Genomic DNA, 15,508 nt, shown 5'->3' with positions numbered 1-15,508 from the left:
AAATGTCCGATTTAAATAAAGTAAAGTCAGGAATGAGCTGGGGGACTGCTTCGACTGTTGCCGTAGCAGGTTTTCAAATTATTTTTATGGCGGTTTTAGCCAGGCTAATTGATCCTGCTGCTTTTGGTTTAGTAGCATTAGCAAATATTGGTTTACGATTTCTGAGTTACTTTGCTCAGCTTGGTATTGGTCCGTCTATTATTCAGCGCAAAGAAATAGATGATAAAGATATTGTTGCCGCACTTTATGTTTCATTAACTGTGGCAACATTCTTTTCCTTAATGGCCATCCTGCTTGCGCCTTTGTTTTCTTCATTTTTTTCAATGCCAAAATTAACTTTAGTCTTACAAGTTCTGGCATTGAATTTTATTGTGACAGGCTTTTCTGTTGTTGCGCAAAGTTTGCTTCGCAGGGGCACACGATTTAAAGTTATTTCAATTATCGATGCAATATCATACATTATTTCATATGGTGCTGTAGGGCTCTCACTAGCTTACATGGGAATGGGGGTATGGTCTTTAGTTGCAGCAGTGACAACACAAATCTGGATGAGCGCAGTATTATCGTATTTATGCTCACCCCATGCTGTTTTTAAGGCTGTAGATATTGAGCGATGTAAAAATTTTCTTTTATTTGGTTCAAAATATTCATTCATTGGTTTTATTGAATTTTTTTCATTAAATACTGATTCTTTATTAGTTGGGAAATTATTAGGTGATTCAATTGCCGGGCAATATAACCGTGGTCAGCTTATCGCTCATTTACCCGTTCAGAATGTGGTAAATATTTATTCAAAAATTATGTTTCCTATCATGTCCAGAGCAAAAAATTCCGGAGTTGATATTGTTCATTATTTTTTATTAAGTATCCTGGCGGTCGGAATTTATGCTTTCCCGGTCGGATTATTTATATCTATTTATTCGAGTGATATTGTTTATATATTGCTAGGTCAGAATTGGCAGTATGCAGGCATGGTTACCACATGGTTTAGTTGTATGGTCGGGTTTATATATTTAAATCAGATTTGTGGCATGACCATGGATTCTTTGAATGAAATTAATATAAAAATGAAAATACAGATATCAATGTTTATTTTTTTATTGCTTTCATTCTCGATTTTATATCCATTATTTGGCTTGCCGGGGCTTATTATTTCCCTATTCGTTACTGAGGCCATTAGGTTTGTCGCACTTTCTTTCATATTGCAAAAGAGATTAAATATAAGTACATCAATAAATATTCGCCTTATTTCATATGTTTCGGCAGTTACTTTATTTTGCGGGGCTTTTTCATTTTTTCTCAAAACACTTGTTTTGAGTGGACAGAGCCCGCTTATCAGAGTTCTGATAGCTGGTTTTAGTTTTGTGGTTATTTATATTTGTTTGATGTTTCTTTTTGTTTTTTTAATAAAAAATATGGCATGCATTGGTTTGTTAAAGAATAAAGTAAAATTTTTAAAGAGATTTATATAAGGAATAATAATGCATATAGGGATTATTGGTCCTATATCTTTTGCTGATATTACTCATTTGTTTCCTGATGTGAGTGAACATGTTGCTAGAGAAATGCAAGGATCGTCGCTGCTTATCAGTTTGATTGATGAGTTGCTTAACCAGGGGCACCGTGTCTCCGCATTTACGACTGAGCCGGGTTTGGATCCTAATGGCGCTGCATTTGTTCTTACGGAGTATGGTGATTTTTCTTTATATCAGGTTCCGTTGCGTCGTAAAGGTTTTAGATCTGATCGTGGGTTTCGCGGCAGAATGCTGGATTTATTTGCTCTGGAGCGCCATTGTTTGCGTACTGCAATTCAAGCCAGTGGTGTGGATGTATTACATGCTCACTGGACCTATGAATTTGCGTGGGCAGCACAGGATTCAAATCTTCCTGTATTGATTACCTGCCATGATGCCCCTTGGCAAATATTGCGGCTAATGCCTGATTTGTATCGCCTGGGGCGTCTGATTATGGCTCACCGTGTATTAATGAAAGCAAAATCTCTTTCAGCGGTTTCACCGTATATCGTAGAAAAAATTAACTGGATGCATCGTGCAAGTATGACGATTATTCCCAATCCTTTACCTGCAGATTTATTTAAGACAGTGGTAGTAGAAAAAAAAGAAATAATTATTGGTATGATTATTAATAATTGGTCACGTCGAAAAAATGCTGCAATGGGCATGGCTGTATTATCCGAGCTTAAGAAGAAAAGGCCTGAGATTTCCATGCATTTATATGGGCCTGGGATGGGGAAAGAAGAAGCTGCCTGGCAATGGGCTAAGCAGCATCAGTGTCTTGATTTATTTCAATTTTTTGGTGCTCAGCCTTATCAAGGTATTAAAGACGCTATTAAAAAATTTACAATTTTGCTGCACCCGTCTCTGGAAGAGTCTTTCGGAATGACTTTGGCAGAAGCAATGGCGGTGGGCGTGCCTATTGTTGCCGGCAAAAATAGCGGGGCAGTTCCTTGGGTCGTAGGAGAGGCCGGGATATTGGTGGATGTACAAAATGGAGATGAAATTCTAGGCGCGCTTATTTGCCTGTTAAGCAATAAAGAAAAATATAGTCACTGTGTTGATGCTGGCCGAGAAAGAGCAATGAATATTTTCTCTGCTCGGGCAATAGCAGAACAATATATAGAGCAATATAAAGAGATAATGGCTAATCAATGAAAAAAAAACGTGTTTTGCATATTTTAAACGAGCTTAAAGCTTCTGGTGCGGAAACAATGCTTTATCATGCCGCATCCTATTGGGCTGATGTCGGTATTGAATGTGATATTCTTTCAACAGGAGAAAATATCGGGAGTTATGCTCAGGAATTAAAAAATGCAGGCTATGGAGTTTTTCATCTTCATAATAATAAGCGGCCTGATTTTTTTATTAAACTGCGTAAATTAGTATGCGAAGGAAAATATGATGTAATTCACCAGCATGCTGAAGCTGGCAGTTATTGGACAATATTGTCATTATCACTGCTTTCATTAAAAATAGTGCGTACCATACATAGTAATTTTATTTTTGATGGCATCTTGCGTTTTAAGAGAAAAATCCAGCGTCAGCATTTAACACTGCTGGGTGTACAGTTTGTGTCAATTTCTAATAGTGTTGCTAAAAATGAGTTTAAACGATTTGGAATTGAAACAAAGCTAGTTTATAACTGGGCAGCTCTGGATTATTTCAATCCTCCAACGGAGCAGGAAAGAAAAAATGCACGGGCTACTTTTGGATTAAATGATAGTGACATTGTGATGGTTAGTGTCGGGAACTGTGCCTATGCAAAAAATCATGAAGCGGTATTGCATGCGCTTGCTAAATTATCTGTTAATCAATTGAAATATCTGCATGTCGGGCATGAGGCTGAGGATGGCAAAGAAAAACTGCTTGCTGAAAAGTTAGGTGTTAATTCAAAAGTAATATTTGCAGGAAAGCAGGATCCATTAGCAGCATTACATGCGGCCGATTTTTATGTTATGCCTTCAAGGTATGAGGGATTTAGTATTGCTGCATTGGAAGCACTTTCAACTAACCTGCCATCTATCTTTAGTGATTGCCCGGGCTTATCAGATTTTGATTCTTTTTTTCCTGATCTCTTATATACAGATGCCAATGCAGGAAATTTGCATTTAGTGATTTCAAAATTAATACACGATAGAGATCTGTATAAATTAAGAGCTGCTGATTATCATACAATTGCAGTGGAGTATTTTTCAATACAAAAAGGGGTTGCTTCTTACTCTGCTCTCTATTAGGTTTGTGTGATTTTTTATATTTTTTTGAAGGGTTTTTTACATAAATGCAGGTGGTGTGATGAAATATATCTTATTTACTATCTGTGTCTTATGTGTCCAATCTGCAGGTCTTGCGGTTGCAGAGATGAGAATGGTTGTTTCTCCTGATTTGGTGGGCAGAAATATAAATTTACCGGTCTGCAATTTTGTATATCATGAAGAATGCTCAATCGGTTTTACAGAGATGGATAAACTTATTTCAAATCCATCTTTTTTTGAAATGATAATTAAAGAAAACTCTTCTGTTATTATTGAATTCAGTGAGGGAATTTACCGCCTGAATCAAGCTATGAATATTGTGTGGCCAGCAAAATCTGCAGCTAATGCTTTAATATTAAAGGCGGCCGGTCATGTTGTTATTTCGGGCGCGCAGAAAATTGAAAGATTCTATCCTGTTGATACAGATGCCGATGCAAGATTTACTCCTGATCTTGATAAAAAAGTACTGGCTGCTGCAGTAAAAAATATCTTGCCAAATATAAAACAGATTCGGGAAAAAGGATTTGGCTGGCCAAGCAGGCCAGTCACAACCGAGTTATTTATTGCCGATCAGCCTATGACGCTTGCTCGTTGGCCAGATCAGCAGTTTTCAAAAATTATTCGTTCAAGTTCGATTTCTGATACGGATAAATTCCGTTTTTCAATTCAAGGGCAGCGGCTTGCTAAATGGGTTAAAGAGCCGGCAATGAATATTTTTTCATACTGGAAGCATGATTGGGCTTCGGAAACCTTAGCCGTGAAAACAATAGATGTTGCGAATGAAATCATAGAGTTGGGTGGGAAAGGTGCTCTTTACGGAATTGCAAACGGGCAAAGGGTATTTGTAGAGAATGCGATTTCTGAGTTGGACAATTATAATGAATGGTATCTGGATGCTGATACGGGCGTAATTTATTTTATCCCTCCTCCCAATACGAATCTGGATAAAGTTGAAATTTCTGTAGCGGAAAACTTACTCACAATTACCAATTCTGCTTTTGTTAATATAACAGGCCTTATTTTTGAAAAATCAAGAGGAAATGCGCTTGTATGTGAAGCGTGTAATCAGGTTGTTTTTGATCGTACAGAAACAAGGTTGACAGGCAATGCCGCTTTTGTTTTCAGAAACTCGCTTAAATCTGGTTTGATTAATTCAAAAGTTAATGATACGGGCGAAGGCGGGGTATCTTTAGGTGGCGGTAATCGCCAGACTTTAGAAAGTGCAGAGAATTTTGTTAAAAACTCTATTATTAAAAATTTTAACCGCTCTGGCCAATCTTATCGTTATGCCGTGTCTATTGGTGGTGTAGGACAAATTGTATCCGCTAATTATATTTCCGGAGGGTCGCATTCTGCTATTTTCTTTCTTGGTAATGATCATTTGATTGAAAACAACCATATCTCTGATGTTGTTTTGGATACCAGTGATGCGGGTGCTATTTATACCGGCCAGGACTTAAGTGCCAGGGGAACAGTGATCAGTAATAACTTTTTTACCCGGATAGGTTCTGTAAATAAGCAGTTTGAGGCCAAGGGTATTTATTTGGATGATCAGGTTAGTGGGATTTCTGTGTTAAAAAATACCTTTCTTAATGTTTCTCAAGCGGTATTTATCGGGGGGGGGCGGGATAATATAGTTGAAGATAATTTCTTTATTAATAGCACACCTCCGATTCATCTGGACGCGCGTGGTTTAGGTACACAGCCAACTGTGGAGCAATTAAGAACACTCACTGCGGTTCCATATAATAAATATCCCTATGCAGAACGATATGCTAATTTGAAAAATATATTACAGGATGAATTTGGTAAGCCAAAGTATAATATTGTAAATAGAAATATTGTACTCGGTTTGGCCAATATAGATGTTTCCCCGAAAGCACGTTCGGGTATTACATTAAATGATTTTTACAGAGAAAGTGATATTGTCTTTTTAAATAAAAATTTAAGCATCAGGAACAATCCCGGTGACTTTATTCTGTCCCCGGCATCTCCTGTATTTAAGAAGGGGTTTTATCAGGGAGATCTGACTTTAATTCCTGTCCTGCATTGATTTATTCGTATTAAATTTATTGAGATAAATGATGAGTGTTGATGTTATTGCTGTTCTGACTTCTTTTAATAGAAAAGAAAAAACAATTAAATCTTTAGCCTGTTTCGAGCGAGCGGCAAATGCGGCCGGGTTATCGTATAGCGCTATTTTACTTGATGATGCAAGCACGGATGGTACTGGGCTGGCTATTTCTCAGTTATATGGCTGGGCAAAAGTGATTGCTGGCGTAGGAAATTTATACTGGTGTCGTGGTATGTCTCTTGCGATGGCAGAGGCTTTGAATCAGCAGTCCAAATACATTCTATGGCTGAATGATGATACCGATTTAAATGAAAATGCATTAAAAATAATGACTGATGCGGCTCTTGAGGTACAGAGCCGGCATGGTAAAAGCGGAATTATTGTAGGCTGCACAACATCGAATGGAAGCGATGTTTCATATGGTGGCTTGCAAAGGATAAGTGCATTCAGAAAATTTTCGTATCTTAGAGTATACAAAGAAAGTGAATTAATTGAGTGTGATGCCATGAATGGCAATGCGGTTCTTATTGCCAGAGATGATGCGCAGAAAATTGGGAATCTAGATGACAGCTATGAACATGCAATGGGTGATATTGATTATGCATTGATGTCAAAAAAACTGGGTATTAAAGTTTTTACTGCACCAAATATTGTCGGGCATTGTGCTCAAAACTCTGCAGCGGGTACATCCAAAGATCGGGGATTGGGGCTGCTGATTCGCTGGAAGAAAATGCTAAGCCGGAAGGAATTACCGCCAAAATCCTGGTTTCATTTTACATTTAAGCATGGCGGCATGTTTGCACCTTTATATTTTGTATGGCCCTACTTAAGATTCTGGGGGCAACTGTTTAAGTTTGCTGCAAAAAAATAGTTATTGTTATTAATCTGCAAGGGTTTGGAAGGCTGTGAATGGAATTTATTATAAATAAATGGAAGTATCTAAAAAAAACAGATGTAATAAACGTATTTATTATGTTTTGTGCAACGATGCTTTTTTATCTGTTTTCACCTTTTTTTTCTGTTCTAGTGGCATTGTTTTTTTTGTCACTTGTTTTTGAAGGAGAGAAAGCCAGAGTATGCATACTTGTTGTTATGTTTCTTTGTCTTTACTCCATGATCATATTTTTTAAACCCATTTCGGGAGATTGGAACTGGTATACGCAGCATTATAAAGTATTGGAATCTATGGATTTCTTTGCTTATTATGGGCATACATATGGCCCATTTACAATTAAATTTACAGAGCCTTTTTATTATTTTATGTCTTTTTCTTTGTCCAGAATAAGCGGGGCTAATGTTACGCTGCTGGCCGTAGTTGTTTCAACAATATTTTATAGTGTTTTTACTTTTTCATTATTTAAACTAAGCAAATATTTTTCTGTTGTATCCTGGCAGCAAAATATTATTGTGATTGCTGCAATATTATTAAGTGTTACGCCTACGCTTGTTTTGCATCTTGTTCGACAGGAAATGGCGTCTGCTTTTTTGTTTTGTAGCTTTGCTTTATTTCTGAGCGGGAGCAAGCGGTCAGCAATTTGCTTTTTAATTCTTTCTGTTTTTACCCATCAATCTGCAGCCACTGTCCTGGGCATTTTAATGGCCTCTTTTGTGTTATCGAGGCTGCCATTTCGTGGGATTTGGATTCTTACATTTTTAATTTCCCTGCTGATTGGCCTGTTTTATGCAAAATCCGGGTATTTTATTAGTGAGGAAAACTCTGGTAAGAGTGATGGCGTAATTAGTCCTATGGTCTATTTTTATGATGTAGCTTTGTTTGTTTCATTTTTGTTTTCAATCCACTCTGCAAAAATAGATTCAGCTGTAAAAGTTGTTTTTTACGTTCTGATTACATCGTATATAGGTTTTTTATTGGGTGTCTCTTCCGAGCCACTGCCTCTTTTGCGTATGTATTTTTATGTAGAATGGTTCCGTGCTTTTTTTATTGTGGTTATTTTAAGCCGCCTGGCTTCTCTTTTTTATTTTAATGTATTGTCTTTTTTTGTTTTATTGATGGGGCTTGCGTATACCAATTATAGGATTTCATCATCGGCTCTAGGCTTTCCTTTGACCATTTATTCTTTTATCAATAAATCTATTCAGTCGTGGATGTTTGTTTTTTGATTGTTTACGTGTCCTATTATGCAAGTAAATTTAAAAACGGAAATGCATTCTTTTTAAGGATAAGCAGTTTTTTTGTTTTAGTGCATAAACTTCTCATCAGCAATTTTTTTGATACAGCTCTTTAATTTAACAAAGAAACTATGATTAATAAAAATGTAAAAAATGATTTTCCTTCCGTATTATTTGTGCAAAGGCGTCTGCCGCATTACCGGGTTCCATTTTTTGAAGCGCTAAAGAGGGAATTGTTTGCCAGAGGGTGTCATTTACGTGTTTTGCATGGTTTACCCAATAAAGAAGAGCTTCTTAAAAATGATTCGGGTGTTTTGCCGTGGGCAGAAAATTTACCTAATCACTATTTTCTGGGTGGGAAGATTTGCTGGCAGCCATTTTACGCTCAGTCGAGAGGGGCTGATTTGGTTATTTGTAGCCATGAAAATAAGCTGGTTTTTAATCTTGTTTTTCAATATTTTTATACAAAAATAAAGTTTGCACTGCTGGGGCATGGTGCTAATTTGCAAGGAAATATCAATAGTCTGCGCGAAAAATTTAAGCGGCGTGCTGCAAAAAAAGCCGATTGGTGGTTTGCTTATACTTCAATGAGTCTGCCATTGATTACAGGATTTGGCTTTCCTGATAATAGGATTACAATTGTAAATAATTCTATTGATACAAATGAGCTTAGCCTTCATTTTAATGCGATTGATGATATTGAGGCTATTAAGCGCCGTTTGGGACTTGCAGGAAACAGCATCGGCGTTTTTATCGGGTCATTTTATAATGAAAAGCGGATTGATTTTTTATTAAAATCCCTTGTTTTAATTAAGGAAAAAATCCCTGATTTTGAAATGATTCTTGCTGGTGACGGTATTGACAGGCATTTGGTGGAGGCATTCTGCGCAGAGCATTCGTGGGCCAAATATGTAGGTCTTGTAAAAGGGATGGCTAAAGCTGAAATTTTAGCGGTTGCGGATCTGATGCTTAATCCTGGTTTGGTTGGCTTAAGTATATTGGATTCTTTTGTTTGTGCCACTCCTATGCTAACTACGGATTGTGGTTTGCATAGTCCGGAGGTTGTATATCTTAATCATGGGGTAAATGGCATTTTTTCAAAAAATACATTACCTGATTATTCTGCAGCCGTTGTCAATTTATTTAATAATGCTGATAAGTTAGCTGAAATGAAAGTGGCTTGTTTGCAAAGTTCCAGATATTTTAATGTAGAAAATATGGCAAAAAACTTTGCAGATGGAATTATGGAATGTTTGAATATGCCTGCATATAGAAAGGAACATTAATGTTACGCGTTCTGGTTGTTCATAATTACTATCAGCAAAAAGGGGGGGAAGACTCTGTTGTTGAGAACGAAATAGCTTTGCTAAGAGCATATGGGCATCATGTTGAGTTATATTCCCGGCATAATGACGAGTTAGCAAAATTGTCCCGCTTGTCTATTTTTCAGCAAGCGTTCTGGTCCAAAAAAACATATAGTGATCTAAATGCTCTGCTGCAAAGATTCAAGCCTGATGTTATTCATGTCCATAATACTTTATCTTTAATTTCTCCCTCTTTATATTGGGCTGCTGCGAAATTCAATATCCCTGTTGTGCAAACACTGCATAACTTTCGTTTATTGTGTCCCCAGGCGATGTTTTTACGTAAAGGAAATATATGTGAAAGCTGTATCGGGCGTAACACCTGGCGCAGTGTGGTTCATCGTTGCTATCGATCTTCCCTGTCTCAATCTGCTGTTGTCTCGGGAATGCTCAGCTTGCATCGTGGCTTGGGCACGTATAGAAAAAATGTGAATCGCTATATTTCATTGAATTCATTTTGTAAAAGAAAGTTTGTTGAAGGCGGTTTACCTGAAAATAAAATCTGCATTAAACCTAACTTTATTGCAGATATAAATTCCGTTAGCGCCGATAGAAAAGGGTTTTTATTTGCTGGCCGGCTTTCTCCGGAAAAAGGCCTGCATATATTGGCTGATGCTTTTAACCCCGAGTTACACGGGCAATTAAGTGTGGCTGGTGGGGGGGAAGATTTAGCATTATTGAATCGTTTTCCGGCAATCAGGCAGCTTGGCGTTTTATCCTCTGATGGTATTCGTCTTGAAATGCAAAAAAGTTATGCCCTGGTTTTGCCAAGTATCTGGTATGAAAATATGCCGATGATTCTGGTAGAAGCGTTTATGAGTGGTTTGCCTGTTATTGCCAGCAGAATTGGCGCTTTGGCCGAGCTGGTAGAAGATGGGGTGACCGGCTTATTGTTTAATGTGGGTGATTCTGCTGATTTAGCAGAAAAAATGAAGTGGGCAATGGAGCATCCGGAGTTGATGCTCGAAATGGGGAAAAATGCCAGGAAAAAATATTTAAGCTCTTACTGTGCGGAAGTGAATATTAAGTTACTTATTAATATATATGAAGAAGCGATTGCCGATATAAAAGCACAATGAAGCAGACAATGTAATTCTTCCCCTGATGGTGGTTTGATAATAATGCTTTATTTTTTAAACTATCTTCGTATTTTGCTTGCTAAGTGCTGATCTGTGGCTTATCTCTCCATGATTACAATTTCCCCGGTAATTACGTACTAGACATTATATCTTTTTTATTTTCAAGCTATTTATGTGTGTGCAGGAAAAATATTGTGGCACAACATTTTGTATTTGATAGAAAATCATTTAGTTAAACAGTTGTTTAATAGGGTTTTTGCTTACCTTTTGTCATTTTAGGATTTATCTTAAACAACGATGTATTTATTGTTAAAAATACATTAAGCAAATATAAGTATATTCAAGGGGTATGATAAGGTTTAATATTTTTATTAAACCTTATTTTTTGATAATTGCTGTGTAGCGGGTGAAATATACATGGGTTTTTTTGTATATTGGCAGATTGCTTGTTGAAAAAAGTACTGGTGTATTTGCTTATTTTATTTAGAGTGAAAATACCATGGTGAATTAATGTGTTTGCAAGTGAGGCGGATGATGAGCGTGTTTTTTGAAAAGATCAGCAGCAAATGATCAGGAGCACGTTCTTGGCGGGGTTTTCAGGCTGATATGCGATCCGGCTTAGCTTTGGTTTTTCCAGGTATTTATGATAAGAATATGCCAATGGTTTTGGTATGAGCATATTCTGGCGGGTTGTTTTGTAATCTGCCTGAGGATGGGTGACTGGTTTATATTTATCTGCCAGTGGTACCTGTGATCTGGCCGAGAGAATCCCCTGGGCAAAAGCGAATCCTGAATCTATAGCCCGATGGGGTGTAATGCACGTGACAAGTATTTAGCAGAACATACGCCTGAAAAAAATTATGAAATATCGGTAAATATCTATGGCGGGGTGTTACTCATTTATGTCAAAAGTAGAAGTAAATCTTACATTTCCTAGAAAAAAAGTATCTGTTCTTGGTGCATTCATTGATGTCATTGATTGGGATCTTGCTTTACGTAAAATTAAGACTTGGGGTAATAATCACGACTCCCGTTACATCTGTATATGTAATGCGCATTCTGTTGTCACTGCTGCGCGTGATCCTGAGTTTTACGAGGTTATCCAGGGCGCGGATATGGCCACATCGGATGGGGCCCCTGTTGCCTGGCTAATGAGAAAACTGGGGAGTACCGGGCAGCAAAGAATTAATGGCCCGGATTTAATGTGGAAATATTGCGCGCAGGCTAATCAGTCTGCCGACTGGCCTTCTATTTTTTTGTATGGCGCACATGAAGAGACTTTAAGTATCTTGCAGCGCAAATTAGCAGATCAATTTCCCCATCTGAAAATAGCGGGTGCATATTCGCCCCCTTTTCGCGCCTTACTTCCTCATGAAGAAGTCAGTACGATCAAAAGGATTAATGATTCGGGAGCGGGTGTCGTCTGGGTGAGTTTGGGTTGCCCCAAGCAGGAAAAGTGGATAGCTGCCCAGCGAGGGAAGGTGATGGGCGTCATGATCGGGGTAGGGGCAGCGTTTGATTACCACGCGGGTACAATTGTTCGTGCGCCGTTATGGATGCAAAATTCGGGTTTGGAATGGCTGCACCGTTTGTGTTCTGAGCCGAGGCGGCTATGGAAACGCTATTTGGTCACGAATACCCTTTTTATTGTGAAAGCAATTGGGCAGCTCATTCGTAAAAATTATTAATTGTGGGAGTGTTTTTATAATGAAAATTACAGTGATTGGTTCGGGTTATGTGGGCTTGGTAACAGGTACTTGCTTGGCAGAGTACGGTAATGATGTGGTGTGTCTGGATGTGGATGCAAATAAGATTCAAATTTTGCAAGAAGGCGGAGTGCCGATTTTCGAGCCGGGCTTAGAGGAAATGATTAAGCGTAATGTGTCGGCAGGGCGTTTGCGTTTTACCACCGATATTAAAGAATCGGTGGATCACGGTACGATTCAGTTTATCGCTGTGGGCACTCCGCCGGACGAAGATGGCTCGGCTGATTTGAAATATGTAGTGGCCGCTGCACGCAGTATTGGCCGCTATATGAATGGTTACAAGGTGATTGTGGATAAATCCACAGTGCCGGTTGGCACGGGTGATAAGGTGCGTGCTGCGATTATTGAAGAGTTGGCTCAGCGCGGCGAGCAAACCAGTTTTGCAGTTGTGTCCAATCCGGAATTTTTGAAAGAAGGCGCAGCAATTGAAGATTTTATGCGCCCTGATCGTATTGTGATTGGCACTGATGATGATACGGCTAAAGATTTAATGGGCTCTTTATACGCGCCTTTTGTGCGTAATCATGATCGTATTTTATTTATGGATGTGCGCTCGGCCGAAATGACTAAATATGCGGCTAATGCCATGCTGGCAACGCGTATCTCGTTTATGAATGAGCTGGCTAATTTGTCCGAAGTAATGGGGGCTGATATCGAGCTGGTGCGTAAAGGGATTGGCTCTGACCCACGTATTGGCTATCACTTTTTATACCCGGGCGTAGGTTATGGCGGCTCTTGCTTTCCTAAAGATGTGCAGGCTTTGCAGCGCACTGCAGAAGAGCATGGCATCAGCCTGAAAGTGCTGGATGCGGTAGAAAAAGCCAATCATGCGCAAAAATCGGTGCTGGTTGATAAGATTGTGAAGCGCTTTGGTAATGATCTCAAAGGCAAGCATTTTGCACTTTGGGGGCTGGCATTCAAGCCCAATACCGATGATATGCGCGATGCGCCAAGCCGGGTCATCATCGAGTATTTGCTTAATCATGGTGCAACGGTTGCCGCGCATGATCCGGTTTCTATTCATGAAGCACAGCGTGTGATGCCAGGCTGGCAGGGGCTGAGCTATGAGGATAGCCCGATGGCAGTATTGCCGGGTGCAGATGCCCTGGTTATTGTTACCGAATGGAAGGTATTCCGGAGCCCTGATTTTACTGAAGTGAAAGCACAATTGAAAAATGCCTTGGTTTTTGATGGCCGTAATTTATTTGACCCGAAACGGATGCAAAAAGAAGGTTTTGAGTATTACCCTATTGGTCGCCAGCAAGTAACAAATTAAAATGGCAATAGCGTATTTTTTAAGGGCTATTCAGGAAATGCTTTATTAGTAGTTGCTGTTTAATGTATATTTTTTGTGAGTGTATGTTTTAAAAAACAGATATGCATTTTCGTAATTTAAAGATTTTTTGAATAGCTAATCACATTTTATGGATTGTTTATGTCAATAACTCCGGTAATTCTTTGTGGTGGTTCGGGTAGTCGTATGTGGCCGCTGTCTCGTGGCGGTTACCCTAAGCAGTTTTTAAAATTGCATGGTGATCAAAGCTTGCTGCAACAAACGGCAACGCGCTTGCAGGGAATGGCTGACGTAGCTGCGCCTTTGTTGATCAGTAATCAGGAGCATCGCTTTCTGGTTGCCGAACAACTGCGGGCTGTAGGCATGGGTGATTCGCGTGTGGTTTTAGAGCCTATGGGCCGCAATACGGCACCGGCAGTTGCAGCGGCAGCTTTGATTGCGCTGGAAGATAATCCGGATGCCATGCTGCTGGTCTTGCCATCGGATCATGTGATTCAGTTTGGTGATGTGTTCCAGGCTCTGGTGGCACAGGCTGCCACCGTGGCAGCTACAGGCAAGCTGGTTACCTTCGGGATTACACCGACCGAGCCACAAACCGGCTATGGCTATATTCGCCGTGGCGAGCGTCTGGCTGGTGATGCCTATGCTGTTGCCGCTTTTGTAGAAAAACCGAATACCGAGCGCGCTGCCGAGTTTTTAGCTTCCGGGGATTACTACTGGAACAGCGGCATGTTTATGTTCCGCGCCGATGCTTATGTGCGCGAAATGGCCGCCTATCAGCCTGCCATGCTGCAAGCGGTGCAGGTTGCCGTATCCAAGGGCGTGCGGGATCTGGATTTTCTGCGTTTAGACAGTGATGCTTTTGCGGCATGCGAATCCGATTCGATCGATTATGCGGTGATGGAAAAAACAGCGCATGCGGCAGTGGTTGCTGCAGCAGGGCTGGGCTGGAGTGATATTGGCTCCTGGTCTGCTCTGCGGGATGTAACGCCGCAAGATGAAGCGGGCAATAGCGTGCTGGGTGATGTAATGCTGGACCGTGTGTCAGGCAGCTACATCCGCAGCGAAACCCGCATGATTGCCGCGATCGGCGTGCAGGACCTGGTGATTGTAGAAACAGCCGATGCCGTGCTGGTGGCGCATAAAGACCGTGTGCAGGACGTGAAAAAGATTGTTGAGCGCTTAAATCAGGCTGGCCGCTCCGAATCGGTTACTCATCGCCGCGTGTATCGCCCATGGGGTAGCTATGAAGGTATTGACGCCGGTTCGCGCTTTCAGGTGAAGCGGATTGTTGTGAATCCGGGGGCATCGCTTAGCTTACAAATGCATTACCACCGCGCTGAGCACTGGATTGTGGTAAAAGGTACGGCCAGGGTGGTGAATGGGGATCAGGAGATTCTTTTGTCAGAAAATCAATCAACTTATATCCCGCTGGGCACAACGCATCGTCTGGAAAACCCGGGCAAGATGCCGCTGGAGCTGATCGAAGTGCAGTCAGGTTCCTATCTGGGTGAAGACGATATCGTGCGCTTTGAAGATGTCTATGGGCGAACCAAATAAGGTGCTGCCCGCCGTTGAACTTTTAAAGTGGCCAGAGTTTTTGCAGGTGGTCGAGCGCGCGCCGCTGATCTCGATTGATCTGATTGTGCAAAACCCGGCAGGGCAGACCCTGCTGGGCTGGCGTACTAACCAGCCCGCTTGTGATCACTGGTTTGTGCCGGGTGGCCGCGTGCAGAAAAACGAAACGCTGGATGCGGCTTTTTTACGCCTGACTCAGGCCGAGCTGGGCGTGGCGCTGGCCCGCTCTTCGGGCGAGTGGCTGGGTGTTTACGAGCACTTTTACGATAGCAACGCCGGGCGTGTGGAAGGCTTTGGTACGCACTACGTGGTGCTTGCTTACACCTTGCAACTGAATGAATCCGATATGGCCTTGCCACTGGGTGAGCAGCATTCCCGCTATCGCTGGGCCAGCAAGGCCGAAATCCTACAAGACGCCGCCGTACACCTGCATTCCCGTGCTTACTTCGAGTAA

At 40.6% G+C, this 15,508-nt stretch carries 12 protein-coding genes; all 12 read left to right on the top strand.

The genetic code is table 11. The features are described 5' to 3' along the window. The first annotated feature begins 2 nt into the window (after positions 1-2). The 12 genes from EJO50_RS10390 (at position 3) to EJO50_RS10335 (ending at position 15,508) form a co-directional block, all read left to right on the top strand. Positions 3-1,472, top strand: a complete 1,470-nt coding sequence (locus EJO50_RS10390; RefSeq protein ID WP_125973932.1) for a lipopolysaccharide biosynthesis protein — start codon at positions 3-5, stop codon at positions 1,470-1,472. A gap of 9 nt (positions 1,473-1,481) precedes the next feature. Then, positions 1,482-2,672 (top strand): glycosyltransferase family 4 protein, encoded by a 1,191-nt coding sequence (locus EJO50_RS10385; RefSeq protein ID WP_125973930.1) that lies wholly within the window; start codon positions 1,482-1,484, stop codon positions 2,670-2,672. Then, positions 2,669-3,751 (top strand): glycosyltransferase, encoded by a 1,083-nt coding sequence (locus tag EJO50_RS10380; protein ID WP_125973928.1) that lies wholly within the window; start codon positions 2,669-2,671, stop codon positions 3,749-3,751. Before EJO50_RS10385 ends, EJO50_RS10380 begins: the two co-directional genes overlap by 4 nt. A 58-nt stretch (positions 3,752-3,809) precedes the next feature. Continuing rightward, a complete protein-coding gene (locus tag EJO50_RS10375; protein ID WP_125973926.1) occupies positions 3,810-5,822 on the top strand; it encodes a right-handed parallel beta-helix repeat-containing protein in 2,013 nt (670 codons plus the stop codon). A gap of 28 nt (positions 5,823-5,850) precedes the next feature. Continuing rightward, positions 5,851-6,714, top strand: coding sequence for a glycosyltransferase family 2 protein (locus tag EJO50_RS10370; protein WP_125973924.1), 864 nt, complete (start codon positions 5,851-5,853; stop codon positions 6,712-6,714). Between the two features lie 38 nt (positions 6,715-6,752). Next, complete coding sequence (locus EJO50_RS10365) at positions 6,753-7,964, top strand: EpsG family protein (RefSeq protein ID WP_125973922.1); 1,212 nt, start codon at positions 6,753-6,755, stop codon at positions 7,962-7,964. A gap of 140 nt (positions 7,965-8,104) precedes the next feature. After that, positions 8,105-9,259 carry a glycosyltransferase family 4 protein gene (locus EJO50_RS10360; protein WP_125973920.1) on the top strand — a complete coding sequence of 385 codons (1,155 nt, stop codon included), beginning with the start codon at positions 8,105-8,107 and terminating at the stop codon, positions 9,257-9,259. Beyond that, entirely contained in the window at positions 9,259-10,416 is a 1,158-nt protein-coding gene (locus tag EJO50_RS10355) for a glycosyltransferase (RefSeq protein ID WP_125973918.1), read from the top strand. Before EJO50_RS10360 ends, EJO50_RS10355 begins: the two co-directional genes overlap by 1 nt. A gap of 902 nt (positions 10,417-11,318) precedes the next feature. Continuing rightward, on the top strand, positions 11,319-12,104 hold the full coding sequence (locus tag EJO50_RS10350; RefSeq protein ID WP_125973916.1) for a WecB/TagA/CpsF family glycosyltransferase: 786 nt from the start codon (positions 11,319-11,321) through the stop codon (positions 12,102-12,104). A gap of 19 nt (positions 12,105-12,123) precedes the next feature. After that, positions 12,124-13,458 carry a UDP-glucose dehydrogenase family protein gene (locus tag EJO50_RS10345; RefSeq protein WP_125973914.1) on the top strand — a complete coding sequence of 445 codons (1,335 nt, stop codon included), beginning with the start codon at positions 12,124-12,126 and terminating at the stop codon, positions 13,456-13,458. Positions 13,459-13,617: 159 nt separating this feature from the next. Continuing rightward, complete coding sequence (locus EJO50_RS10340; protein WP_125973912.1) at positions 13,618-15,036, top strand: mannose-1-phosphate guanylyltransferase/mannose-6-phosphate isomerase; 1,419 nt, start codon at positions 13,618-13,620, stop codon at positions 15,034-15,036. Next, positions 15,020-15,508 (top strand): GDP-mannose mannosyl hydrolase, encoded by a 489-nt coding sequence (locus tag EJO50_RS10335; RefSeq protein ID WP_125973910.1) that lies wholly within the window; start codon positions 15,020-15,022, stop codon positions 15,506-15,508. Before EJO50_RS10340 ends, EJO50_RS10335 begins: the two co-directional genes overlap by 17 nt.

It is taken from the genome of Iodobacter ciconiae, from assembly GCF_003952345.1.
GTDB classification, from domain to species: domain Bacteria; phylum Pseudomonadota; class Gammaproteobacteria; order Burkholderiales; family Chitinibacteraceae; genus Iodobacter; species Iodobacter ciconiae.
Note: the sequence above shows the minus strand (reverse complement) of the source record. Positions and strands in the feature narration are given on the sequence as shown.

Coding starts and splice junctions, on each gene's coding strand:
- EJO50_RS10365 (WP_125973922.1), top strand. CDS start 6,753: ATGGAATTTATTATAAATAAATGGAAGTATCTAAAAAAAACAGATGTA.
- EJO50_RS10355 (WP_125973918.1), top strand. CDS start 9,259: ATGTTACGCGTTCTGGTTGTTCATAATTACTATCAGCAAAAAGGGGGG.
- EJO50_RS10385 (WP_125973930.1), top strand. CDS start 1,482: ATGCATATAGGGATTATTGGTCCTATATCTTTTGCTGATATTACTCAT.
- EJO50_RS10375 (WP_125973926.1), top strand. CDS start 3,810: ATGAAATATATCTTATTTACTATCTGTGTCTTATGTGTCCAATCTGCA.
- EJO50_RS10335 (WP_125973910.1), top strand. CDS start 15,020: ATGGGCGAACCAAATAAGGTGCTGCCCGCCGTTGAACTTTTAAAGTGG.
- EJO50_RS10360 (WP_125973920.1), top strand. CDS start 8,105: ATGATTAATAAAAATGTAAAAAATGATTTTCCTTCCGTATTATTTGTG.
- EJO50_RS10345 (WP_125973914.1), top strand. CDS start 12,124: ATGAAAATTACAGTGATTGGTTCGGGTTATGTGGGCTTGGTAACAGGT.
- EJO50_RS10390 (WP_125973932.1), top strand. CDS start 3: ATGTCCGATTTAAATAAAGTAAAGTCAGGAATGAGCTGGGGGACTGCT.
- EJO50_RS10380 (WP_125973928.1), top strand. CDS start 2,669: ATGAAAAAAAAACGTGTTTTGCATATTTTAAACGAGCTTAAAGCTTCT.
- EJO50_RS10370 (WP_125973924.1), top strand. CDS start 5,851: ATGATGAGTGTTGATGTTATTGCTGTTCTGACTTCTTTTAATAGAAAA.
- EJO50_RS10340 (WP_125973912.1), top strand. CDS start 13,618: ATGTCAATAACTCCGGTAATTCTTTGTGGTGGTTCGGGTAGTCGTATG.
- EJO50_RS10350 (WP_125973916.1), top strand. CDS start 11,319: ATGTCAAAAGTAGAAGTAAATCTTACATTTCCTAGAAAAAAAGTATCT.